Origin of the sequence: Flavobacterium sp., assembly GCF_044341265.1 — a bacterium.
GTDB lineage: Bacteria > Bacteroidota > Bacteroidia > Flavobacteriales > Flavobacteriaceae > Flavobacterium.
In genome coordinates, this window is sequence record NZ_JBIISA010000012.1 from 72,211 (window position 1) to 96,727 (window position 24,517).

The following is a 24,517-nucleotide window of genomic DNA, read 5'->3' on the forward strand; positions in this document are numbered from 1 at the left end:
TAATAGATTATATTATTTGTACATTACTTTTTTTACTGCTTTAACAACATCTTGAGCATTTGGCAACCATTCTTTCAATAAAGTTGGTGAATAAGGCGCTGGAGTGTCAGCAGTTGTAATTCTTTGAACTGGTGCATCAAGGAAATCGAAGGCTTTGTCTTGAACCATATAAGTGATTTCTGAAGCCACACTTGCAAAAGGCCAAGCTTCTTCAAGAACTACTAAACGATTTGTTTTCTTCACAGAATTGATAATCGCATCATAGTCCATTGGGCGAACTGTTCTTAAGTCGATAATTTCACATGAAATTCCTTCTTTAGCTAATTCGTCAGCAGCAATGAAAGCTTCTTTAATGATTTTTCCGAAAGAAACGATAGTTACATCAGTTCCTTCTCTTTTAATATCGGCAACTCCTAATGGAATAATGTATTCACCATCTGGCACTTCACCTTTGTCACCATACATTTGTTCTGATTCCATGAAAATAACTGGGTCATTATCACGGATTGCAGCTTTCAACAAACCTTTAGCATCATAAACTGTAGATGGAACTACAACTTTTAAACCAGGCGTATTAGCAAACCAATTTTCAAAAGCTTGTGAATGCGTTGCTCCTAATTGTCCAGCAGAAGCTGTTGGTCCACGAAAAACCATTGGCATTGGAAATTGTCCAGCCGACATTTGACGCATTTTAGCAGCATTATTTATAATTTGGTCAATTCCAACTAACGAAAAGTTGAACGTCATGTATTCCACAATTGGACGACAACCGTTCATTGCTGAACCAACTGCAATTCCTGCAAAACCTAACTCAGCAATAGGAGTATCAATTACTCTTTTTGGACCGAATTCATCAAGCATTCCTTTTGATGCTTTGTAAGCACCATTATATTCGGCAACTTCTTCACCCATTAAATATACGGCTTCATCGCGACGCATTTCTTCACTCATCGCTTCGGCAATCGCTTCTCTAAATTGTATCGTTCTCATATATATTGTTTCTTAAAATCTATTTTGGATAGCAAAAGTAAAAATTTTATTTAGATTATTGGATATTTAGATTGGTAGATTGTTAGATTTACTATTTTGTTTTTAACGAAAACGATGTAATGTATTATTTTAATTGTTTAAATAGAATTTATAACAATACTTCATAAAAATTTTAAGACTCAAAAAAGTCAGAAAATAAAACTACAACAAAGTGATTAATTTATTAGATTTGTTTTGATATAGAATTTTGACACGGATTGCAAATCCGCGCTATCGAGTTTAGAGAGTAGTTGGAGATATTTTTATACCTGTAGATACTTTAACTAGTCTAGAATTATTAATCAGATAAAACTAATATTATGAAAATTTTTAAATTATTTTTAATTGCTATTTTTAGTTTATCACTCGCAGGTTGTCCAACAGACTCATCTGAAGATAATCCTGAAAATTATATTAAAGTTACAAATTCATCTAGCGAGGACATTTTTATTCATATTACCATGAATAACGAGGTCGTAAATGCTGACTATTTTAATGAAAAACCAACAAAATTAATAATGGTTAATCAAACTTTCAGTAACGGTTTATCTGATTATTTTTTTAATGATAATAAAAAGCTTTGGATTTTGTTGTATAAGAAAAGTACAATTGACAATAACACATGGACTCAAATCCAAGATAATAACTTATTTGATAAAAGATATGAGCTTACTTTAGGCGAAGTAGAAACTTTTAATTATAATATTGTTTATAATGGAAATTGAGATTATAAAATTATGAAAAAATAATTTACTCGACCATACAGATATATTCCACGGTAGATAGTGTAGAATTACATCCCAAACCCAAAACAAAATAATTCCAAACAATAACCAATAAAGTTTCGAATAATTTGCATCAAAATTTTCTTGAATAAAAAAACAATTCATTTCAACTCCACCTGAATTCATCTAAATTTTTAATTCAACAAAAGTTAAATCTTCTCTTTTGGTTTCAAGTAATATCAGCGAAATCGATATAATACTGACTTTTTTTAAAAAAATAGTATGCACGCATACAAATATTCGAAATATATTTTATACTTTTACACTCAGAAAAAACTTTTAAAAAATATATAATGAAAATATTAGTTTGCATCAGCCATGTGCCTGATACTACTTCAAAAATCAACTTCGTGAATGGCGATTCTGAATTTGATACCAACGGAGTTCAGTATGTTATCAATCCAAATGATGAATTCGGATTAACTAGAGCTATTTGGTTTCAAGAACAACAAGCAGCTAACGTAACGGTTGTGAATGTTGGCGGACCAGATACAGAACCAACTTTAAGAAAAGCATTAGCTATCGGAGCGAACGAAGCGATTCGTGTAAACGCAACTCCAACTGATGGTTTCTTCGTTGCAAAACAATTGGCAGAAGTTGTAAAATCTGGTGGTTATGATTTAGTAATTTGCGGAAAAGAATCATTAGATTATAATGGTGGAATGGTTCCAGGTATGTTAGCTGGTTTATTAGGTTACAACTTTGTAAATTCAGCTGTTGAAATGACCGTTGACGGAACTTCTGCAAAAGTAGGAAGAGAAATTGATGGTGGAAAAGAAATCGTTTCGGCATCATTACCATTAATTGTAGGTGGACAAAAAGGCTTGGTTGAAGAAAAAGACCTACGTATTCCAAATATGAGAGGGATTATGACAGCTAGAACTAAAGTTTTAACTGTACTTGAGCCAGTAGCAGCTGACAATAACACTAAAGCGGTGAAATTTGAAAAACCAGCAGCAAAATCGGCAGTGAAATTATTTTCAGCTGACGATTTAGATGGATTAGTAAGTGCTTTACACAATGAAGCGAAAGTGATCTAGTTTCGGGTTGCGAGTTTCGGGTTGCGAGTTTTAAAACTAAACTCTCAAACCTTTTAAACTCTTAAACCTTTTTTTAACCTTTTAAACTAAAAAAAATGTCAGTATTAATATATGCAGAATCAGCAGACGGAAAATTCAAGAAAGTAGCTTTCGAATTAGCGTCTTATGCAAAAAAAGTTGCCGAATCAATTGGCACAACAGTAACCGCTGTAACAGTTAACGCAGGAAATGTTTCTGAGTTATCTAAATATGGTGTAGATAAAGTTTTAAAAGTAACTAACGATAAGTTGGCTAACTTTAACGCAAAAGCTTATGCCGATGTAGTAAAACAAGCTGCACAAAAAGAAGATGCAAAAGTAATCGTGCTTTCATCAACAACAGACAGTTTATACCTTGCTCCTCTTGTATCAGTTGGATTAGAAGCAGGTTTTGCATCAAATGTTGTTGGATTACCACTATCAACTTCACCATTTCAAGTAAAAAGAACCGCTTTTTCAAACAAAGCATTCAATATCACAGAAATTTCAACAGATGTAAAAGTACTTTCAATTAGCAAAAACTCTTTTGGTTTAGTTGAAACTGCTTCCTCTTTATCTGAAGAAGATTTTGCACCAACATTAAACGATGCCGATTTTTCTGTAAAAGTTGAATCTGTTGAGAAAACAACAGGAAAAGTAACTATTGCAGATGCTGATATCGTTGTTTCTGGTGGTCGTGGAATGAAAGGTCCAGAAAATTGGGGAATGATTGAAGAATTAGCATCAGTTCTTGGAGCAGCAACAGCTTGTTCTAAACCAGTATCAGATATTGGATGGCGTCCTCACAGTGAGCACGTTGGTCAAACAGGAAAACCAGTTGCAAGTAATTTATACATCGCAGTAGGAATTTCTGGTGCAATTCAACACATTGCCGGAATCAACTCTTCAAAAGTGAAAGTGGTTATCAACACCGATGCTGAAGCGCCATTTTTTAAAGTAGCTGATTACGGAATTGTTGGTGATGCTTTGGACATTGTTCCAAGATTGACTCAAAAATTAAAAGAATTTAAAGCAAATAATAGCTAAAAATAAAACTAACTCAAACGTGATAAGCTATCTGAAATTATTTTTAGGTAGCTTATTTTTTTTGTTTAAAAAAGAGAAAGTTTTTTGTTACTTTGCAATCAATACAAATACAAAGTATTATTGTTTTCCAAATTTGATAAAATATAAAAATGAGTTTAGTAAAACTTACCATAAAAGGAATTTCGTACAGTCAAACCCAAAATGGAGCTTATGCCTTGATTTTAAACGAAGTTGATGGAGAAAGAAAACTACCAATCGTTATTGGAGCTTTTGAAGCACAATCCATCGCAATAGCTTTAGAAAAGGAAATCAAACCTCCAAGACCATTAACGCACGATTTATTTAAAAGTTTTGCAGACCGATTTGATATAGTAGTTAAACAAGTCATCATTCATAAACTAGTTGATGGTGTATTCTATTCAAGTATCATTTGTGAAAGAGACAAAATTGAAGAGATTATTGATGCTAGAACTTCTGACGCTATTGCATTAGCATTGCGTTTTTCTGCACCGATTTTTACCTATAAAAACATTCTTGATAAAGCCGGAATTTATTTGAATGCCAATCCATCTGAAACTGAAAATACAGAAGATGAAGGAGCACTTTCAACACCAGAAACTTTTGGAATTGAAAGCGATTCAAATACTGAAAATTCCTATGCTAAACTAAGTTTATCTGAACTTCACGAACTTTTAGAAAGCGCAGTTCAAGACGAAGATTACGAGAAAGCTGCAAGAATAAGAGATGAAATTTCAAAAAGAGAATCGTAACTCATAAACTTTTAAACACATAAACTTTTAAACCTTTTTCAAAGTGAAACAATACCACGATTTAGTAAAACACGTTTTAGAAAACGGAACTCAAAAAGGCGACCGCACAGGAACAGGAACCAAAAGTGTTTTTGGTTATCAAATGCGTTTTGATTTAGCTGACGGTTTTCCGATGGTTACAACTAAAAAGTTACATCTAAAATCGATAGTTTACGAATTACTTTGGTTTTTGAAAGGCGATACCAACATAGGCTATTTAAAAGAAAATGGCGTAAAAATTTGGGACGAATGGGCTGATGAAAATGGCGATTTAGGTCCAGTTTATGGTCACCAATGGCGCAATTGGAACAGTGAAGAAATTGATCAAATCACTGAATTAATCGATACTTTAAAAACCAATCCAAACAGCAGAAGAATGTTGGTTTCAGCATGGAATCCATCGGTTTTACCTGATACATCCAAATCATTTTCTGAAAATGTTGCCAATGGAAAAGCAGCTTTACCTCCATGTCATGCCTTCTTTCAGTTTTATGTTGCCGACGGAAAATTATCTTGTCAATTGTACCAAAGAAGTGCCGATATTTTCTTAGGTGTTCCATTTAATATTGCTTCTTACGCATTATTTACCATGATGATAGCACAAGTTTGTGATTTAGAAGTTGGCGAATTCATTCACACATTTGGTGATGCACACATTTATAACAATCATTTTGAACAAGTGGAATTGCAATTGTCTCGTGAACCAAAACCACTTCCAAAAATGATTTTAAATCCGAATGTGAAAAATATTTTCGATTTTACTTTTGAAGATTTTACTTTAGAAGGTTATGATCCTCATCCACATATTAAAGGAATTGTTGCTGTATAAATTTATATTATGAAATCGCCACTAACAACAAGTTTATTGCAAACAAACACCAATGATTAAAAAGGCGATACCATATGTTACCTCTAAAAAATAAAATTTAAACATATGAAAAAAATTATTCTTTTCTTTCTGCTTTTTTCAAAAATGGTTTTTGGACAAGAAATGATGTCTGCAATTAAATATCTTGATTCCTTAGGAAAACCAGCTACCAAAGAAAATTTTTTCAAATATGAAGTATTCAAAAAAGAAAATTTGGAGCAAGAGAAGTATACTTTACAAACATTTGACAAAGAAAACCATTTAATTCAAAGTTATTCTTACTCCGATGCCGAAGCACAAAAACTTAATGGCGAATCCATCACCTATTACAAGAACGGTAATAAGCGAAGTTTAATTACTTATGATAACGGAAAACCTGTAGGTACTTTTTTTACATGGTATGAAAATGGAAATCCAAAAGAAGAAAGTTCCTATTTTGATGTCTCTTGGGGCTCAGCAAAACATCAAAAAATGATTAATTACTGGAATGAAAAAGGCGAAAAAACAGTTGACAATGGTAATGGTTTTTTAGAATCTAATGGTGAATATTTAAATGAAAAAGGAAATTATAGAAACGGTTTTAAGGATGGAAAATGGACTGGAAATTCATTAAAAAATACATTCAGTTATGAAGAAACTTATACTGATGGTGAATTAGTTTCTGGAGTAAGCATTGAGTCTGATGGTACTAAAAATGAATATACAAGTCTTGAAGTTAAACCAGAGCCAATTAAAGGAATGGGACACTTTTACAAGTATATATCAAAAAATTTTAACGCACCCAATAGTGCTTACAAGAACAAAATACAAGGTAAAATAATTGTAGCTTTTGTTGTAGATAAAGAAGGTAAAATTACAGAACCAAAAATTGTAAGAAGCCTTGGAACAGAACTAGACAATGAAGCCATCAGAATATTAACAAGTTATGAAAACTGGAAACCAGCGCTGCAAAAAGGGAGAAAAGTAAGATGCTCATTCAATATCCCAATCCAACTAGATTTTAGTAGATAAAAAAATCCGCTTAACAAAATTGCCAAACGGATTTTTAAACAAACAAACTAAACCTATACTTCTAAAACGCTGTTTTCAGCATTTGCGAATTCATTCCAACGATAGCTATCTGCCTCTGGTTCGTTTACATAAGAACCATCAACGATGTATCTAAATTCAAATGAATTATCTTTTGGTAAATCGAAAGCCGCTTTGAACGTTCCGTTTTTTAACTTAGATAATTCTCCTTCTGATGGATTCCAATTATTGAAATCACCAACAACAGCAGCTGCATTTGCTTCTTTTGCTTCTAGTGAAAAAGTAACTTTACAAACTGGTTTTGTTTTTATAAATTGTTTCTTAATTGCCATAACTATTTCATTTATAGATTAATGCAACAAAGTAAAGGAATAAAAATATAGATTTTACATCGAAATGACGAATTATTATTTTATCATATTTGCTCAAAAAAACAAGATACATTCTTAATTTTTAAGCAGTTAAATTTTGATATTAAAATAAGAAAACGTTTTCTTAATAAATAATATCCATTTACCATTTTTATAATTTCAAAAATATTTGTATCTTTAAATTCAAATTTTCGACTTATGAATACAGAACAACACGAAATGTATGAATACGCACGAAGAAGAATTAAACAAAAAAAAGGATTGTATTTTCATTTTGTTTTATTTTTCCTTGGAGGTCTTTTTATATTTGCATTGAATAAATGGATGAATGTTGGAGAACCAACAAATTGGTATATTTGGGTTATAACAGCATGGTTTTTCATCTTTATTTTGCACTTCATCAAAGTCTTTATAACAGATAGTTTCATGAACAAAAACTGGGAAAGAGAACAGATTAATCGTTTGATGACCATGCAAGAAAAAAAAATAGAACAACTTAAAAACGAAGTTGAAAATAAAAAAATTGTTTAATGATAACTCTCATAGCAGCTGCAGCTGAAAATAATGCTTTAGGAAAAGACAATCAATTAGTTTGGCACTTACCTAACGATTTTAAACGTTTCAAACAAATAACTTCTGGTCATTATATTATTATGGGTAGAAAAACATTTGAAAGTTTTCCTAAACCATTACCCAACAGAACTCACATCATTATTACAAGACAAAAAAACTACAAAGTTGAAGGCTGTCACGTTGTAAATTCAATAGAAAAAGCAATTGAAATTAGCCCAAAAGACGAAGAAGTTTTTATCATTGGCGGTGCAGAAATCTACAATCAATCTATTGATTTTGCTGACAAAATTGAACTAACAAGAGTTCATGCTAATTTTGATGCAGATGCTTATTTTCCAGAAATCAATCTCAACGAATGGGAATTAATTTTTGAAGAATTTCACACCAAAGACGAAAAACATAATTTTGATTTTACCTTTCAAACTTTTGTAAAGAAGTAGTTTACTCAGAAGCAAATAATTTTAACACAAAAGTCACAAAAGTTTTTGTCCTTAATTTTATTTGATTCTACTAAGTAAATTTATTTTAGTCAATAAGAAAATATCCTTATGTGACTTTTGTGTTTAAAAAATCTATAACTTTAAATTGTATTTTGTTTAATGCACTTTCAATTTTTATTATTTGTACTTTTGCACCCTAAAAGCGCTGAAAATGTCAAAAAATGTTACTCCATATAAAGATTCTACTTTAGGAAAAAAAGAACAAGTTACTCAAATGTTCGATAACATTTCAGAAAATTATGATGGTTTAAACCGTGTAATTTCTTTTGGAATTGATGTAAAATGGCGTAAGAAAGTTTTAGATCTTGTAAGTGCGAAAAACCCTGAAAACATTTTAGACATTGCTACAGGAACTGGTGATTTGGCAATATTAATGACCAAAACAAAAGCCAAAAAAATCATTGGATTGGACATTTCTGCTGGAATGCTTGAAGTAGGAAAAAAGAAAATTGCTGAAAAAAAATTAGACCATATTATCGACATGGTAATAGGTGATTCTGAAAACATGCCTTTTCCAGACAATCACTTTGATGCAATAACAGTTTCGTTCGGAATTAGAAATTTTGAAACACTTGAAAAAGGACTTTCAGAAATCTTGAGAGTACTGAAACCACAAGGAATTTTTGTGATTTTAGAAACTTCTGTCCCAGAAAAAACACCTTTCAAACAAGGATATAATTTTTATAGTAAAAATATTTTACCTATCATTGGAAAACTTTTCTCGAAAGACAATGTTGCCTACGGATATTTATCTGAATCTGCTTCTGTTTTTCCTTATGGTGAGAAGTTAAACAATATTTTGAGAAAAATTGGGTTTATAGATGTTGAAGCAATGCCACAAACATTTGGAGTTGCAACCATTTACAAAGCATCAAAAAAATAAAAATAGGTACGTTTGATTAAGTTCAAGCCAAATTAAAATGAAGAAACTACTTAATATTATACTATTATTACTTAGCATTACGACGCACTCGCAATCTAAAGGAATTTTTTCTAAAAACCCAATTTTGAATTTAGAAAACTTCGACAAACAGCGAGTTCATTGGGGTTATTTTCTAGGATTTAATATCTATGATTTTAAAATTGATTATTTAGACACGCCAGATGTTGATATTGCAGTAAAACGAAATACTGGTTTTAATGTTGGTTTAGTAGGAAACCTGAGACTTCATGAGCACATTGATTTAAGATTTGAACCAGGTCTTTATTATTCACAAAGAAATCTAACTTACTCTGGTTTTATCAAAAAACTTGATGCCGAACGAGAAGTAAGATCTACTTATATTGATTTTCCATTATTAGTGAAGTTTTCTTCATTAAGAACTGGAAATATTAGACCTTATCTTGTAGGTGGAGTTTCTGCAACATTAAACCTTGCAAGTAATTCAAAATCTTTGGACGATAACTACCAACAGCGTTTTAGAGTGAAACCTTGGACACAAAACTATCAAATTGGTTTTGGAGTTGATTTATATTTAGAATATTTCAAATTCTCACCATCTATTAGAGGTGTTTTTGGCTTGAATGACGAGCTAATTCGTGACAACAACCCAAATAGTCCTTGGACAGGAAATATCAAATCTATGCAGTCTCGTGGAATTTTTGTAAATTTTACTTTCCACTAAGAATTCCTTTTAAACTCACTTAAGAAAATTGCGGTTGCTGTTGCTACATTCAAACTTTCTGTTTGTTGTAAATCACCAAATCTTGGAATAGCCAATCTATCGGAAACTAATTTTTCTATTTTTTCTGAAATTCCGTTGGCTTCATTACCTAAAACTAAAATTCCTTCTTGAGGTAAATTTTCTTTGTAGACATTTTTTCCATCCATAAAAGTTCCAAAAATTGGAGTACTTGCTCTTTTTAGATATTTTTCTAAATCTAAATAAGCTACGGAAACTCTCGAAATCGAACCCATTGTTGCCTGAACCACTTTTGGATTGTAAACATCAACTGTTTGTTCACTACAAACCATTTGATCAATGCCATACCAATCACACAATCTAACAATTGTACCTAAATTTCCAGGGTCTCTAATGTCGTCTAACGCAACTATTAAACCCTTATCATTTCTTGGTTTTTGCTCAGGAATTTGAAATAATGCCAAACAATTATTAGGCGTTGATAAACAAGATATTCTTTTCAAATCTTGATCCGAAATTTGTGTTTTTTTATCAGAACTTATTGTTTCAAAAATATTCTGTGTTACATACAAATGTTCTAGCACAAAATTTGATTGTAAGAGTTCTTGGATTACCTTTACACCTTCAGCAATAAACAATTGATGAATTTGTCTGAATTTTTTTTGTTGTAAACTCGTAATTAGCTTTATTTGGTTTTTACTAACCATAAAAAAATGTACTTTTGAATTAAATTTTCCAACCCATTGAAAAAACACGTTACAAAAATATCATTATTTATTTTAATCGGACTCATAATTGTCTCTTGTAATGTCACAAAAAAAGTGCCTGCTGGAAAACGACTTCTTGTTAAAAACGAAATAACCGTTGATAATAAAGAGACCAAGCAAGAAGATGTGTTTATTCAATTGTATCAAAAACCCAATAGTTCGATTCTTGGCTATCGTTTGCGTTTAAATTTATACAATCTGGCAAAGAAAAACGCCGACACTTCTTATGCAAAATGGTTGGCAAAAAAACCTAATCGCAGAAAAAATCTAGCCAAATTACTATCTGAAAAACAAGTTGATCGCCTTGGAAAATCCTTTTTAGTTTCTGGATTTAGTAATTTTTTGATGAAAACTGGTGAAGCTCCAGTGGTTTTTGATACAATTAGCACAAAAAAATCACTTAGAAGATTAGAATCTTTCTATTACAACAAAGGTTATTTTGATGTCAAAGCAAATTACACAAGAGATACTAGTGTTTCTAAAATAATTGGTATTAAATATAATGTTGATTTAAAAAAACCTTACATAATTGATTCTCTAAAAACCGTAATTGAAACTCCGGCGCTAGATTCATTGTATCAAACAAGAAAAAGCAATTCGATTATTAAATCAAATGTACAATACAATACAGAAGATTTTAATAATGAAAGAAATAGAATCACAACCCATTTTAGAAATAACGGTGCGTTCCTTTTTCAACAAAATTATATTACTTACAAGTTAGACACTATTGACACTAACAAAAAAGTAAATGTAAAATTACTCATAAAAGATTATTCTTACAGAGAAGATGATTCTTCTAAAACCGCTCCTTTTAAATTATATAAAATAAGTAAAGTTGCCATTTATACTGACCACACAACTAACAAGAACGATATAAAAATAAAAGATAGTCTAGAATATAAAGACTTTTTCTTGTATAGCGAAAACAAATTAAAATACCGTCCAAAAGCAATTACAGATGCAGTTTTCATTACCAAAGGAAGTCTGTATTCTGATAATTCTAATGTGCTTACCACTCGATATTTGAGTAATCTAAAAGTATTTAACTATCCAACAATTCAATATAAAGTTGACCCTAAAGATGAAAATGCTTTGATTGCAAATATTTTCTTAACTCCAAGAAAGAAATATACTTTTGGAGCATCTGTAGATTTCACACATTCTAATATTCAAGATTTTGGTATTTCTGGAAACACTTCTATGGGAATTAGAAACGTATTTAACGGAGCAGAAACTTTTGAACTTGGATTTAGAGGAAACGTTGGAGCCTCAAGAGATAATGCTAATCCGAACAATACTTTTTTCAACATTTCAGAAATTGGTATTGATGCTAAGTTGAATTTTCCGAGAATTTTCTTCCCATTTAATACAGAAAAAATTATTGCAAAAAGTATGATTCCATCTACTTCTATAAGTGTAGGTTTTGCAAAACAAAGAAACATCGGATTGGACAAACAAAACTTTACAAGTGCTTTTTCCTACAATTGGACACCAAAAATAAATACTGCATTCCGATTTGATATTTTGAATATTCAATTTGTTAAAAATGTAAACATTGGAAATTATTTCAATATTTATCAATCTTCTTATAATGTTTTGAATCTTCTAGCAAACAATTATCCAAGTAATCCAAACTATTTTGACAATAATAAATTGATTATTGGAACAGGAACAGATGGTTTTGTAAACGATGCTTTATTTGGTCCTTTATCAAGTTCTATAAGCGCAAGCGATTTAAAAACCATTAGAAGTATTGAAGAAAGACGAAAAAGATTAACCGAAAATAACTTGATTTTTGCGACGAATATAAGCTACTCTAAAACCACTAGCAAAGGTCTAAACGACAATAGTTTCTATTCGTATAAAACTAAAATTGAATCTGCAGGAAATCTACTTTCAATCTTGGCAAGAGCTTCTAAACAACTTGAAAATCAATCTGGCGCCAACACTTTCTTTGAAGTAGAATATTCTCAATACATAAAAGGCGAGTTTGAATTTATTAAACACTGGAATTTTGGTACAAAAAAAGTTATTGCTATGAGAAGTTTTGCTGGAATAGCTGTTCCTTATGGAAATTCGAATAGCATTCCTTTCTCTCGAAGTTATTTTTCTGGTGGATCAAACGATAACCGTTCTTGGCAACCTTATAGTTTAGGTCCAGGAAGCAGTGGCGCTATCAACGACTTTAATGAAGCCAACATGAAACTAGCTTTTAGTGCGGAACTTCGATATAATTTATTCGGAAAATTCAACAGTGCGATTTTTACTGATATCGGAAATATTTGGAATGTTTTTGACAATGTTACCGACGAAGCAAATAAATTTAAAGGATTAGAATCCATGAAAGAACTTGCTGTAGGAACTGGAGTAGGTTTACGATACGACCAAGGTCTTTTTGTAGTGCGATTTGACCTCGGATTTAAAACCTATAATCCTTCAAAAATTGAAAATGAAAGATGGTTTAGAGAATTGAATTTTTCTAAATCAGTATTAAATATTGGAATAAATTATCCTTTCTAATTTTAGAAATTATTACTTTTGTAAACTTAACTAAAAAACATAACTACAAGATGTCACACAATATCAAACCTGGAGTTGCCACTGGAGATGAAGTTCAAGCAATTTTTGCTTATGCAAAAGAAAAAGGATTCGCGCTTCCTGCGGTAAACGTAACTGGTTCAAGTACCATCAATGGTGTTTTAGAAACAGCAGCCAAATTAAATGCACCTGTTATCATTCAGTTTTCAAATGGTGGAGCACAATTTAATGCTGGAAAAGGACTTTCAAATGCTGGCGAAAAATCGGCTATTGCTGGTGGAATTGCTGGAGCAAAACACGTTCATACTTTAGCAGAAGCTTATGGAGCAACTGTTATTCTTCATACAGACCATTGTGCAAAAAAATTATTACCTTGGATTGATGGTTTATTAGATGCTTCTGAAAAACATTTTGCAGAAACAGGAAAACCTTTGTATTCTTCTCACATGATTGACTTGTCTGAAGAACCAATTGAAGAAAATATCGAAATCTGTAAAACTTATTTAGCTCGTATGAGTAAAATGGGAATGACTTTAGAAATCGAATTAGGAATTACTGGTGGTGAAGAAGACGGAGTTGATAATTCTGACGTTGATAGTTCTAAATTATATACACAACCTTCAGAAGTTGCTTATGCTTATGAAGAACTTTTAAAAGTAAGTCCAAGATTCACAATCGCAGCTTCTTTCGGAAATGTACACGGTGTTTACAAACCGGGAAATGTAAAATTAACTCCAAAAATCTTGAAAAACTCTCAAGAGTACGTTCAAAACAAATTCAATACTGGTGCTAATCCTGTTGATTTTGTATTCCACGGAGGTTCAGGTTCTACATTAGAAGAAATTAGAGAAGCTATTTCTTATGGTGTAATCAAAATGAATATTGATACTGACTTACAATTTGCTTTCACTGAAGGAATTCGTGATTATATGGTAAACAATATTGAGTATTTAAAAACTCAAATCGGTAATCCAGAAGGTGCTGATTCACCAAATAAAAAACATTATGACCCAAGAAAATGGGTTCGTGAAGGAGAAGTTACTTTCAACAAAAGATTAGAGCAAGCATTTGCTGATTTAAACAACGTGAACACACTTTAGTAATTTTAGAATTAACTGATAACTGAACACTGATAACTGAATACTGAAATTATGGCTTGGTTTAAAAGAAAAGAAAAAGGAATTACTACTGCAACTGAGGACAAAAAAGATGTTCCTAAAGGATTGTGGTACAAATCGCCAACAGGAAAAATTATTGATACTGACGAATTAGCAAGAAATCTTTGGGTAAGTCCAGAAGACGATTTTCATGTTAGAATTGGAAGTAAAGAATATTTCGAAATTTTGTTCGATAACAACGAGTTCAAAGAGTTGGATGCTAAAATGACATCTAAAGATCCTTTAAACTTTACAGATACTAAAAAATATTCTGAACGATTGAAAGACGTTATGGACAAAACCAAATTGAAAGATGCGGTTAGAACAGGCGTTGGAAAATCTAAAGGCAAAGATTTAGTGGTTTGTTGTATGGATTTTGCCTTTATTGGTGGATCAATGGGTGCGGTTGTTGGAGAAAAAATTGCTCGTGGAATTGATTATTCTATCAAACATAACGTACCGTTTTTAATGATTTCAAAATCAGGTGGTGCTCGTATGATGGAAGCGGCTTTTTCATTGATGCAATTAGCCAAAACCTCAGCAAAATTAGCTCAATTAGCCGAAGCAAAAATTCCTTACATTTCATTATGTACAGACCCAACGACTGGTGGAACTACAGCATCTTACGCTATGTTAGGTGATATTAATATCGCTGAACCAGGAGCTTTAATCGGATTTGCTGGACCAAGAGTAGTTCGTGATACCACAGGTAAAGATTTACCAGAAGGTTTTCAAACATCAGAATTTTTGTTAGAACATGGTTTCTTAGATTTTATTACTCCAAGAAAAGAACTAAAAGACAAAATCAATCTATACATTGATTTAATTTTGAATCAAGAAATTAGATAGATTTTAAAAGATATTTAAAAACAAAAAACACAAAGTGATCGCTTTGTGTTTTTTTTTGTATATATTTATTTTAACCTTCGTACTTCTTACTTCTACCTTCGTACTTCCAAATTACATTCCACTACGAATAGCTTCTACTGGGTCAAGTTTTGAAGCTGAGATGGCTGGTAAAATTCCTGCAATTAATCCAATTATAATAGCTAAACCTGAGCCTAGCATAATGTTGCTTAAACTCAACACAAACTCAAAGTCGAGTAATTTTGTTAAGGTAATTGCAATAATCCAGACTAGAAAAATTCCTATCAATCCGCCAATTAAACACAAGATTACGGCTTCAAATAAAAACTGAAATAAGATGAATCTATTTTTTGCACCAAGTGATTTTTGAATTCCGATTAAGTTGGTTCGTTCTTTTACAGAAACAAACATAATGTTGGCTACACCAAAACCTCCAACCAAAAGAGAAAATCCTGCAATAACCCATCCGCCAAGATTCATAAAACCAATTACGCCATCAATCAAATCGGTAAATCCAGAAAAAACGTTCACAAAAAAGTTATCAATTTCACCAGTTTTAACACCACGAAACGTACGTAATTTTTGTTTTAAGTCGGCTTTAAAGGCTTCCATATCAATGCCTTTTTTGGGTTTGATAACTATTACAGGCGTCATCGAATCGTTATTATCGCCATACATTCTTCTAATGAAATTCACAGGAATAAATGCCGAAGTATCATCGTCACCAAACATTCCAGCGCCTTGTTTTTTCAACACGCCAATCACAGTAAAACGTTGTCCGTAAAGTCTGATTTCTTTTCCGATAGGATCAATATTTTCAAAAAGACTGTTGGCTAACTCGTGTCCAATTACCGTTACAGCAGCACCAGAATTCGATTCCGACTCGTTGTAAAATCGTCCATCGGTAAATTCTAAACCTTGAATATCAATAAACTCATAAGAAACCGGAACCACATTTACATTACTAACCGATTTCTCTTCATATTTTACGGTTTCCCAACTCAAGAAAATCTGAAAAGCTAATTCTTGCGCGTCTGGAAGTGATGATTTAAGATATTCATATTCTGTATAAGTCACATCTGGAAATTGCTCTCGCTTCCATCTTGGTACTTCTGAAGGACCAAAACTACCTTTGAATAAATAAATAGTATTTTTATCTAAACTACTTAACTCCTTTTTGATTTTTTGATCTAACGAATCGACTGCTGCTAAAACAGCAATAATAGAAAATATTCCAATCGTTACTCCAAGCAGCGAAAGAAGTGTACGCAACTTATTGTTTCGCAACGCATTCATTGCAAAACTGAAACTTTCACTCAATAATCGAAGGTAAACAAGCATATCGGTTTTATTTTCTAGGTCAAATTTAAGATATTAGTAAATAGAATGATGTAATTGTTACAGAAAATAAAGTGAAATTGTAAGTTGTCATAATATTTTTGAAAAATCAACTAATAACTATCATTTTATAAACCTAAAAAACATCCAATTTTGTTAAAATATTCTACAAAAAACTAAAATAAAATCCGATAAAAAAAACTACTTTTGCGTGCTTAACAACACAACACAATGAGCACTACAAAAACAATTCAATCTGCTCTTATTTCGGTATTTGATAAAACGGGATTAGAGCCTATTGTGAGACAACTTCACAAACAAAACGCAACCATTTATTCTACTGGAGGAACCGAAGAATTCATTAAAAATCTTGGTATTCCTGTAGTTCCTGTAGAAGATATTACTGCTTTTCCAGAGATTCTTGGTGGAAGAGTAAAAACATTACATCCTAAAATTTTTGGTGGTATTTTAAACCGTCAAGACAATCCAACCGATGTGGAACAAATGAAACAGTTTGAGATTCCGCAAATCGACTTGGTCATTGTTGATTTATATCCGTTTGAAAAAACAGTAGCTTCTGGTGCAAATGAAACCGATGTTATCGAAAAAATCGATATTGGTGGTATCTCCTTAATTCGTGCTGCTGCAAAAAACTTTAAAGACACCGTAATTGTTCCCTCAGTTGCAGAATACGAATTGTTCTTAGGAATGATTACTGAAGGAAACGGCGCAACAACATTAGAACAAAGAAAATATTTAGCAACAAGAGCGTTTCACGTTTCATCTAATTATGATACGGCTATTTTCAATTATTTTAATACAGAAGATACTTATTACAAAGAAAGTATTGCTAATGGACAAGTATTGCGTTATGGAGAAAATCCACACCAAAAAGGATTCTTCTTTGGCGATTTTGATGCTATGTTTACCAAACTTCACGGAAAAGAATTATCGTACAACAATTTGCTAGATGTTGACGCTGCTGTAAATTTGATTGAAGAATTTAAAAACAACGAACCAACTTTTGCCATTCTAAAACACAATAACGCTTGCGGATTGGCAACAAGACCAACAATGAAAGAAGCTTATCTTGCTGCTTTAGCTTGTGATCCAACCTCTGCTTTTGGCGGAGTTTTAATGGCAAATGGTCATATTGATACTGACACTGCTACAGAAATCAATTCTTTATTTTGTGAAGTAGTAATTGCACCAAGTTATGATGACGAAGCGTTAAATATTCTACAAGAAAAAAAGAACCGAATTGTATTGACAATAAATGATGTACCTTTACCTCAACGCCAAGTAAGAACTTGTTTAAACGGATTGTTGGTACAAGATAAAAACAACGTCACAGATACTAAACAAGACTTAAAAAACGTTACTATAACAATACCTACAGAGCAAGAAGTAGAAGATTTATTGTTTGCTTCTAAAATCTGTAAAAACACCAAGTCAAATACTATAGTTTTTGCCAAAAACAATACTTTAATTGCTTCTGGAACGGGACAAACCTCTCGTGTAGATGCTTTAAAACAAGCCATTGAAAAAGCAAACACTTTCGGATTTGATTTACATGGAGCTGTGATGGCAAGCGATGCTTTCTTCCCATTTCCTGATTGTGTAGAGATTGCAAATCATGCTGGAATTACGGCTGTTATTCAACCAGGAGGTTCTATAAAAGACGAATTGAGCATCAATTATTGTAACGAAAATAAAGTTGCAATGGTATTTACAGGAACACGTCATTTTAAACATTAATTTTATTATTTTTGTAGGCTGATAAAAAATTAACAAACTAAACACCCTTTTTTGAATATGGGATTTTTTGATTTCATGACCGAGGATATAGCAATTGACCTTGGTACCGCTAATACACTAATCATTCACAACGACAAAGTTGTTATTGATAGTCCTTCTATTGTTGCAAGAGATAGAATCACTGGAAAAATCATCGCAGTTGGTAAAGAAGCCAACATGATGCAAGGTAAAACCCATGAAAACATCAAAACCATTCGACCATTAAAAGACGGAGTTATTGCCGATTTTGATGCATCAGAAAAGATGATTAGCATGTTTATCAAAAGTATTCCTGCTTTAAAGAAAAAAATGTTTACTCCTGCTTTACGTATGGTGGTTTGTATTCCATCAGGAATTACAGAAGTAGAAATGCGTGCGGTTAAAGAATCGTGTGAGCGTGTAAACGGAAAAGAAGTTTACTTAATTCATGAGCCAATGGCTGCAGCAATCGGTATTGGTATCGATATTATGCAACCAAAAGGAAACATGATTGTTGATATTGGTGGTGGAACAACAGAAATTGCTGTAATTGCTCTAGGTGGAATTGTTTGTGACAAATCGGTAAAAATTGCCGGTGACGTTTTTACAAATGATATTATCTACTACATGAGAACACAACACAATTTATTTGTTGGAGAAACTACTGCAGAGAAAATCAAAATTCAAATCGGTGCCGCTACAGATACTTTAGATTCTCCACCAGATGACATGTCAGTTCAAGGTAGAGATTTACTTACAGGTAAACCAAAACAAGTAGAAGTTTCTTTTAGAGAAATTGCTAAAGCTTTAGATAAATCAATTCAACGTATTGAAGATGCTGTGATGGAGACTTTATCACAAACTCCGCCAGAATTAGCTGCTGATATTTATAATACTGGTATTTATTTAGCTGGTGGTGGTTCGATGCTACGCGGATTAGACAAACGTATTTCTCTTAAAACAGATTTACCAGTTTACATCGCTGAAGATCCTTTGAAAGCAGTTGTAAGAGGAACAGGTATGGCGTTGAAAAACATCCCAAAATTTAGAAGCATTCTTATAAAATAGTATTTAAATACAAATACTAAAAACTGAAAACTGACCACTGAATACTTTAAAAGATGCAGCAAATATTTAATTTCATATTTAAAAACAGCTATCGTATGCTGTTTTTGCTGCTTATGATAATAGCTGTTTCTTTAACCATTCAATCGCATTCCTATCACAAAAGTAAAGTTATTAGTTCTGCTAATTTCTTCACTGGAGGTGTTTATGAAATGACGAGCAATGTGGAAGGTTATTTCAATTTAAAAGTACAAAACGAAGAACTTGCAAAAGAAAATGCTCGTTTGAAAGGATTGCTTTTTAATATTAAAGACTCTACAAAAGTCCCAAATTTAGATTCTATTAAAGGTGTTAAGAAAACCGACATCATTATTTCGAAAGTTATCAAAAACTCTTATAGCAATCAGGTTAACTTCTTGACGCTAAACTCTGGATCTAATCAAGGTGTTAAACCAGAAATGGGTGTAATCAATAGTTTAGGAATTGTAGGAGTTGTAGAAAATACCTCAGCAAATTACAGTACTGTATTGAGTATTTTAAATACAGAATCTCCTTTAAATGCTAAAGTTAAAAAATCTAATCATATTGGTTCATTAACTTGGAATGGTAAAAATACTGGTTTTGTTCAACTAACAGACGTCCCAAGATTGGCAACTGTTAGAAAAGGTGATACTATTGTTACCGGAGCACAATCTACCATCTTTCCAGAAAACATCGGAATTGGAACCATTGAAAAAATTTACATCGACAATGAAACTAATTTGTACATGATAGACGTAAGACTTTTCAATGATATGACAAGTTTAGGTCACGTATACATCATCAGAAATAAAGATAGAGAAGAAATCATTAACTTAGAAAAGAAGACTCAAAAAAATGAATAGTGCTATGTTGTTCAATATGGCCCGTTTTATTTTACTGCTTGCGGTACAAGTTGTTATTTTTAATAATTTCAATTTCTTAGGTTATATCAATCCGTTTCCTTACATCCTTTTTATTATTCTTTATCCAGTTAATGGAAATAAATATGCTTTACTAATGTCAAGTTTTTTTCTAGGTATTACGATGGATTTATTTTGTAATTCTGGAGGAGTCCATGCTGCAGCTTGTCTACTATTAGCATTTGTAAGGCCATCTATTTTTAAATTTTCATTCGGATTAAGTTATGAATATCAAACTGTTAGACTGAATGATACTTTAACACCAGAGCGTTTTTCATTTATCCTATTAGCAGTAATAATACATCATTTAACACTTTTTGTTCTTGAAGTTTTTACTTTTGAATACCTTTGGGATATTGTTCTTAGAACTATTATTAGCACCATTTTTACTATTATAATTTGTATCTTAATTATTTACTTAATCAAGCCAAGTAAACGATGAGAAAAGCATTATTACCTTCTGTAGTAATTATAGCAGCATCTTTGTTGTTGCTAAGAATTTTTTATTTGCAAGTTATAGACGACTCTTTCAAACTAAAGTCGGAGAATAACGCCATTAAAATCAAATATGATTATCCTGAAAGAGGTTATGTATATGATAGAAATGGAAAATTATTAATTGCCAATCAACCATCCTATGATATTATGGTTGTGCCAAAAGATGTAAAAAACATAGATACTTTAGAGTTTTGTTCACTACTTGATATTAGCAAAGAATTTTTTATCAAAAAAATTAATAAAGCTAAAGTCTATAGTCCAATGCTTCCATCTGTTTTTTTACCTCAATTAAACAAATTGGAATATGCTGCTTTTCAAGAAAAAATTAGAAAATTTGGTGGTTTTTATATTCAAAAACGTTCGTTAAGAGATTATCAAGTTGATTATGGTGCCAATGTTTTTGGATTCATCACTCAAGTAAATGAAAATATCGTTAAAAAAAATCCATACTACATTGGAGGTGATTTAATTGGAAAACAAGGTATCGAACAAAGTTATGAAGAATTCTTAAGAGGTCAAAAAGGTGTAAAATACATTTTAAGAGATAAATTCAATAGAGAAATTGGTTCTTATAAAGAAGGAAAATACGATACGATTTCCAAACAAGGAAGCGATTTAACTTTAACTATTGATGGAGAACTTCAAAAATATGGTGAAGAATTAATGATTAATAAATGGGGTGGAATTGTGGCAATCGAACCAAAAACCGGTGAGATTTTAGCATTAGTAAGTGCTCCAAGTTTTAATCCAGCTTTGTTAGTAGGTAGACAACGTTCAAAAAATTATACTTTGCTTCATAATGACTCTATAGCAAAACCATTATACGACAGAGGTCTTTTGGCAGAATACACTCCAGGTTCTCCTTTCAAAATTCTAACTGGATTAATTGCCTTACAAGAAGGTGTTGTCACTGATAGTACACGATTTTCATGTCATCGAGGTTTTAGTTATGCTCGTGGACGTTTTATGAAATGTCACTGTTCTGGTGGAGCAGTTCAATTACACAGAGGAATTTATCAATCTTGTAATACCTATTTTTCTAATTGTTATATCAAATTGATTAATAAATACAAAGACCATAGTTATGCAGTTGACAGATGGGCAGACCATTTAAAAAGTTTTGGTTTAGGCGCTTTTATGGGTTATGATTTACCAATTGGTAAAAAAGGAAACATACCAACTTCTAAAACCTATAATAGGGTTTATAATGGATGGAATTGGGATGGAAAAACCATTGTATCAAATGCCATTGGACAAGGAGAAGTTTTGATGACTCCTATTCAACTCGCCAATTTTATGGCTACCGTTGCTAATAGAGGTTATTATTATACACCTCACATTGTTAAGAGAATTAAAGGTAATATTATTGATAAAAAATACAGAACCAAACATACTACTACGATTGATAGAAAATATTTTGAGCCAATAATCACAGGTATGAATGCAGTTTATGGTCCAGGCGGAACAGCTTCAGGACTTGGAGTTGCAGGAATTGAAATCTGCGGAAAAACAGGTACAGCAGAGAATTATTTGAAAGTTAATGGTAAGCGCGTCAAACTTCAAGATCACTCGATTTTTGTCGCTTTTGCTCCAAGAGACAATCCGAAAATTGCAATTGCAGTATTTGTTGAAAATGGATATTGGGGTAAACGTTGGGCTGGACCAATTACAACTTTGATGATTGAGAAATATTTGAACAAAAAAATCACTAAAGTTGATTTCGAAAAAAGAATGTTAACTGGAAGTTTGAAAGCTCAATACGACAAGTTATATCCAAGAAAACATCAGGATAGTATTTCATTAATTAATAATAGAATTAAAGATAGTTTAGCAAAAATTAAAAGAACAAGAGATTCAATAAACGGAGTTTTGAAAAAAGAAATTAAAATTGATACTTTACAAAATCCCTAGTTTAAGTTAAAAATGAGAAACCAAAGTGTAACCAATAATATCGACTGGATTAGTATTGTCATTTACATTGCATTAGTTGTAATGGGATGGCTAAATATCTATTCGTCATCATTGTCTACCGTTTCAGAAGATGCCTCTATTTTTGATTTTACTCAAATTTATGGAAAACAATTTCTTTTCATTGCCTTCTCCATTCCTATCATTTTCATCGTTTTATCAGTAGAAGCTAAATTTTATGAAAAGTATTCTATAATTATTTTTGCAGTAGCACTTTTATCATTAATTGGATTATTCCTTTTCGGAAAAACTATTGCTGGCCAGCGTTGTTGGTATGCTATTGGAAGTTTTACCTTACAACCTTCAGAGTTTGCAAAAGCTGCGACTTCACTAGCTTTAGCTAAATACTTAAGTGATGTTCAGGTTAACTTAAAAGACGTTAATAGGCAAATTCAAGTTTTAATCATCATTTTCCTTCCTGTGATGTTGATCCTTCCACAACCCGATCCTGGAAGCGCCTTAATTTATAGTGTATTCTTTATAGTGCTTTACAGAGAAGGTTTGCCTGGTTGGTATTTACTTACTGGTTTTATTGCCATAGTTTTATTCGTTCTAACTTTAGCAACAAATAACCCATACATTGTAATAGGAATTACAGCTTTAGTATTAATTATAAACTATTTTAGAAGCAGATTAGTTGACAGAAACATTATTGCAAGTGCTATTCTTTTGATTGTTATTACTGCTTTTTCATTTTCTGTAAATTTTGTTTTTAACAATGTGTTCAAACAACACCATAGAGATCGTTTCAACATTCTCCTTGGTAAAGAAGTTGATATGAAAGGTGTTGGATACAACACAAATCAATCTGAAATTGCTATTGGTTCGGGAGGATTTTTTGGAAAAGGTTACCTAGAAGGAACACAAACAAAAGGAGGTTTTGTACCAGAACAGCACACCGATTATATTTTTACAACCGTTGGTGAAGAATGGGGTTTCTTAGGCTCTATCTTCGTTATAGGATTGTTTGTTGGATTGATTTTAAGAGTAATATATTTGGCAGAACGACAAAAGACTAAGTTTAGTCGAGTCTATGGCTATTGCGTCGCCGGAATTCTTTTTATTCACTTTTTTGTAAATATAGCAATGGTTGTAGGTGTATTCCCAACAATTGGGGTTCCGTTACCTTTCTTTTCATATGGAGGTTCCGGACTTTGGGGTTTCACAATATTGTTATTTATTTTCTTAAAAATGGATGCAAATAAAGTAAACGAATGGTAGTTTAATTAAAACTCCAAGATTTGTAATCGCTACTTTTTTCCAAACTATTCTCAATTTTATCATTCAAACTCGGATAGAAATCAATTCCGGTCATTTTTTCTATTTCATCAACCGGAACAACAAATTCGTAAAGCGGCTTATTACTATCAACCGCCGGAACCAAAAAGCCTATCATCTTATACTCACTTCTTGAAGTATCTAATAAAACTTTGTAAAAATATTCAGGAACAGCAACATCTTCCTCTCCAATAGTTTTTAAATTATCATTCAAAACACCTCCTGTTACAACATAAATCCCATCATATTTTGATGCCCAATAACGAACTTTTTGTTCTAAAGTATTCCAGATTCCATCATTGAAGTCATGTTTTTGCGGAGATATATTTGATGTTAAAAAAGTTTCATAATAAGCTTCTTTAGAAAATTTCATATCACCAGCCGGACATAAATGACCTTTATCATAACCAGAACGTTTGTAATTTCTCCAATCAGCAGAACCAGTATTTACCTTTTCATCTTCAATAAAAAAAGGTCTATCATAATCGGAGGGCACTGAAAAACATCGTTTATTTTGATTAGCACCGTTTTTTAGAGAATAAAAAAACGCTTATAGTAGGATTTTATACATCCGTTATAAGCGTTTTACTTTTTGCAACTGTTTTTTATT

General features: G+C 31.9%; 23 protein-coding genes and 1 pseudogene. 19 read left to right on the forward strand and 5 right to left on the reverse strand.

Going from position 1 to position 24,517, the window contains the following annotated elements; genetic code table 11:
- Window positions 1-12: 12 nt before the first annotated feature.
- Entirely contained in the window at window positions 13-990 is a 978-nt protein-coding gene (locus tag ACIQ06_RS08005) for a pyruvate dehydrogenase complex E1 component subunit beta (protein ID WP_298303726.1), read from the reverse strand.
- 359 nt (window positions 991-1,349) lie between these two features.
- Here ACIQ06_RS08005 and ACIQ06_RS08010 point away from each other — a divergent pair, with 359 nt between their 5' ends.
- From ACIQ06_RS08010 to ACIQ06_RS08035, 6 genes are all read left to right on the forward strand, one after another.
- On the forward strand, window positions 1,350-1,754 hold the full coding sequence (locus tag ACIQ06_RS08010) for a hypothetical protein (protein ID WP_396145248.1): 405 nt from the start codon (window positions 1,350-1,352) through the stop codon (window positions 1,752-1,754).
- 353 nt (window positions 1,755-2,107) lie between these two features.
- Window positions 2,108-2,854 (forward strand): electron transfer flavoprotein subunit beta/FixA family protein, encoded by a 747-nt coding sequence (locus ACIQ06_RS08015; protein ID WP_298307949.1) that lies wholly within the window; start codon window positions 2,108-2,110, stop codon window positions 2,852-2,854.
- Window positions 2,855-2,949: 95 nt separating this feature from the next.
- Entirely contained in the window at window positions 2,950-3,918 is a 969-nt protein-coding gene (locus ACIQ06_RS08020; RefSeq protein ID WP_396145250.1) for an electron transfer flavoprotein subunit alpha/FixB family protein, read from the forward strand.
- Between the two features lie 149 nt (window positions 3,919-4,067).
- Window positions 4,068-4,688: a bifunctional nuclease family protein gene (locus ACIQ06_RS08025; protein WP_298302924.1), complete on the forward strand. Its 621-nt coding sequence runs from the start codon at window positions 4,068-4,070 to the stop codon at window positions 4,686-4,688.
- Between the two features lie 43 nt (window positions 4,689-4,731).
- Entirely contained in the window at window positions 4,732-5,556 is an 825-nt protein-coding gene (locus ACIQ06_RS08030; RefSeq protein WP_396145253.1) for a thymidylate synthase, read from the forward strand.
- Between the two features lie 105 nt (window positions 5,557-5,661).
- Window positions 5,662-6,606, forward strand: coding sequence for a TonB family protein (locus ACIQ06_RS08035; protein ID WP_396145255.1), 945 nt, complete (start codon window positions 5,662-5,664; stop codon window positions 6,604-6,606).
- A gap of 53 nt (window positions 6,607-6,659) precedes the next feature.
- Here ACIQ06_RS08035 and ACIQ06_RS08040 read toward each other — a convergent pair whose 3' ends face one another.
- Window positions 6,660-6,956 carry an isoamylase early set domain-containing protein gene (locus ACIQ06_RS08040; protein ID WP_396145257.1) on the reverse strand — a complete coding sequence of 99 codons (297 nt, stop codon included), beginning with the start codon at window positions 6,954-6,956 and terminating at the stop codon, window positions 6,660-6,662.
- Between the two features lie 237 nt (window positions 6,957-7,193).
- Here ACIQ06_RS08040 and ACIQ06_RS08045 point away from each other — a divergent pair, with 237 nt between their 5' ends.
- From ACIQ06_RS08045 to ACIQ06_RS08060, 4 genes are all read left to right on the forward strand, one after another.
- Complete coding sequence (locus ACIQ06_RS08045; protein WP_396145259.1) at window positions 7,194-7,526, forward strand: 2TM domain-containing protein; 333 nt, start codon at window positions 7,194-7,196, stop codon at window positions 7,524-7,526.
- On the forward strand, window positions 7,526-8,008 hold the full coding sequence (locus ACIQ06_RS08050) for a dihydrofolate reductase (RefSeq protein ID WP_396145261.1): 483 nt from the start codon (window positions 7,526-7,528) through the stop codon (window positions 8,006-8,008). Before ACIQ06_RS08045 ends, ACIQ06_RS08050 begins: the two co-directional genes overlap by 1 nt.
- 211 nt (window positions 8,009-8,219) lie before the next feature.
- Complete coding sequence (gene ubiE / locus ACIQ06_RS08055) at window positions 8,220-8,951, forward strand: bifunctional demethylmenaquinone methyltransferase/2-methoxy-6-polyprenyl-1,4-benzoquinol methylase UbiE (RefSeq protein WP_396145263.1); 732 nt, start codon at window positions 8,220-8,222, stop codon at window positions 8,949-8,951.
- A 37-nt stretch (window positions 8,952-8,988) separates the two neighbouring features.
- A complete protein-coding gene (locus tag ACIQ06_RS08060) occupies window positions 8,989-9,693 on the forward strand; it encodes a porin family protein (RefSeq protein WP_396145265.1) in 705 nt (234 codons plus the stop codon).
- Here ACIQ06_RS08060 and ACIQ06_RS08065 read toward each other — a convergent pair.
- Entirely contained in the window at window positions 9,690-10,418 is a 729-nt protein-coding gene (locus tag ACIQ06_RS08065; RefSeq protein ID WP_396145267.1) for a TrmH family RNA methyltransferase, read from the reverse strand. The genes ACIQ06_RS08060 and ACIQ06_RS08065 overlap by 4 nt on opposite strands.
- Before the next feature lie 36 nt (window positions 10,419-10,454).
- Here ACIQ06_RS08065 and ACIQ06_RS08070 point away from each other — a divergent pair, with 36 nt between their 5' ends.
- The 3 genes from ACIQ06_RS08070 to accD are packed head-to-tail and all read left to right on the forward strand — an operon-like array spanning window position 10,455 to window position 15,025.
- Window positions 10,455-13,001 (forward strand): BamA/TamA family outer membrane protein, encoded by a 2,547-nt coding sequence (locus tag ACIQ06_RS08070; RefSeq protein WP_396145269.1) that lies wholly within the window; start codon window positions 10,455-10,457, stop codon window positions 12,999-13,001.
- Window positions 13,002-13,051: 50 nt separating this feature from the next.
- Window positions 13,052-14,119 (forward strand): class II fructose-bisphosphate aldolase, encoded by a 1,068-nt coding sequence (gene fbaA, locus ACIQ06_RS08075; RefSeq protein ID WP_396145271.1) that lies wholly within the window; start codon window positions 13,052-13,054, stop codon window positions 14,117-14,119.
- A 51-nt stretch (window positions 14,120-14,170) separates the two neighbouring features.
- Complete coding sequence (gene accD / locus ACIQ06_RS08080) at window positions 14,171-15,025, forward strand: acetyl-CoA carboxylase, carboxyltransferase subunit beta (RefSeq protein ID WP_298302955.1); 855 nt, start codon at window positions 14,171-14,173, stop codon at window positions 15,023-15,025.
- A 111-nt stretch (window positions 15,026-15,136) separates the two neighbouring features.
- Here accD and ACIQ06_RS08085 read toward each other — a convergent pair whose 3' ends face one another.
- Complete coding sequence (locus ACIQ06_RS08085; RefSeq protein WP_396145272.1) at window positions 15,137-16,384, reverse strand: ABC transporter permease; 1,248 nt, start codon at window positions 16,382-16,384, stop codon at window positions 15,137-15,139.
- Window positions 16,385-16,612: 228 nt separating this feature from the next.
- Here ACIQ06_RS08085 and purH point away from each other — a divergent pair, with 228 nt between their 5' ends.
- Genes purH through rodA form a run of 6 tightly spaced genes read left to right on the forward strand, consistent with a single transcriptional unit; the run spans window position 16,613 to window position 23,850 of the window.
- Complete coding sequence (gene purH / locus ACIQ06_RS08090) at window positions 16,613-18,139, forward strand: bifunctional phosphoribosylaminoimidazolecarboxamide formyltransferase/IMP cyclohydrolase (protein ID WP_396145274.1); 1,527 nt, start codon at window positions 16,613-16,615, stop codon at window positions 18,137-18,139.
- A gap of 57 nt (window positions 18,140-18,196) precedes the next feature.
- Entirely contained in the window at window positions 18,197-19,225 is a 1,029-nt protein-coding gene (locus ACIQ06_RS08095; protein ID WP_298302974.1) for a rod shape-determining protein, read from the forward strand.
- Window positions 19,226-19,278: 53 nt separating this feature from the next.
- On the forward strand, window positions 19,279-20,106 hold the full coding sequence (gene mreC, locus ACIQ06_RS08100) for a rod shape-determining protein MreC (RefSeq protein ID WP_396145276.1): 828 nt from the start codon (window positions 19,279-19,281) through the stop codon (window positions 20,104-20,106).
- Window positions 20,099-20,605, forward strand: a complete 507-nt coding sequence (locus tag ACIQ06_RS08105; protein WP_344815341.1) for a rod shape-determining protein MreD — start codon at window positions 20,099-20,101, stop codon at window positions 20,603-20,605. Before mreC ends, ACIQ06_RS08105 begins: the two co-directional genes overlap by 8 nt.
- Complete coding sequence (mrdA, locus tag ACIQ06_RS08110) at window positions 20,602-22,572, forward strand: penicillin-binding protein 2 (RefSeq protein ID WP_396145279.1); 1,971 nt, start codon at window positions 20,602-20,604, stop codon at window positions 22,570-22,572. Before ACIQ06_RS08105 ends, mrdA begins: the two co-directional genes overlap by 4 nt.
- A gap of 12 nt (window positions 22,573-22,584) precedes the next feature.
- Window positions 22,585-23,850: a rod shape-determining protein RodA gene (gene rodA / locus ACIQ06_RS08115; RefSeq protein WP_396145281.1), complete on the forward strand. Its 1,266-nt coding sequence runs from the start codon at window positions 22,585-22,587 to the stop codon at window positions 23,848-23,850.
- Window position 23,851: 1 nt separating this feature from the next.
- On the opposite strand, the pseudogene ACIQ06_RS08120 reads toward rodA, so the two are convergent.
- Window positions 23,852-24,397 (reverse strand): annotated as a pseudogene (locus ACIQ06_RS08120) (DNA/RNA non-specific endonuclease); the annotation flags it as partial.
- Window positions 24,398-24,517: the final 120 nt, after the last annotated feature.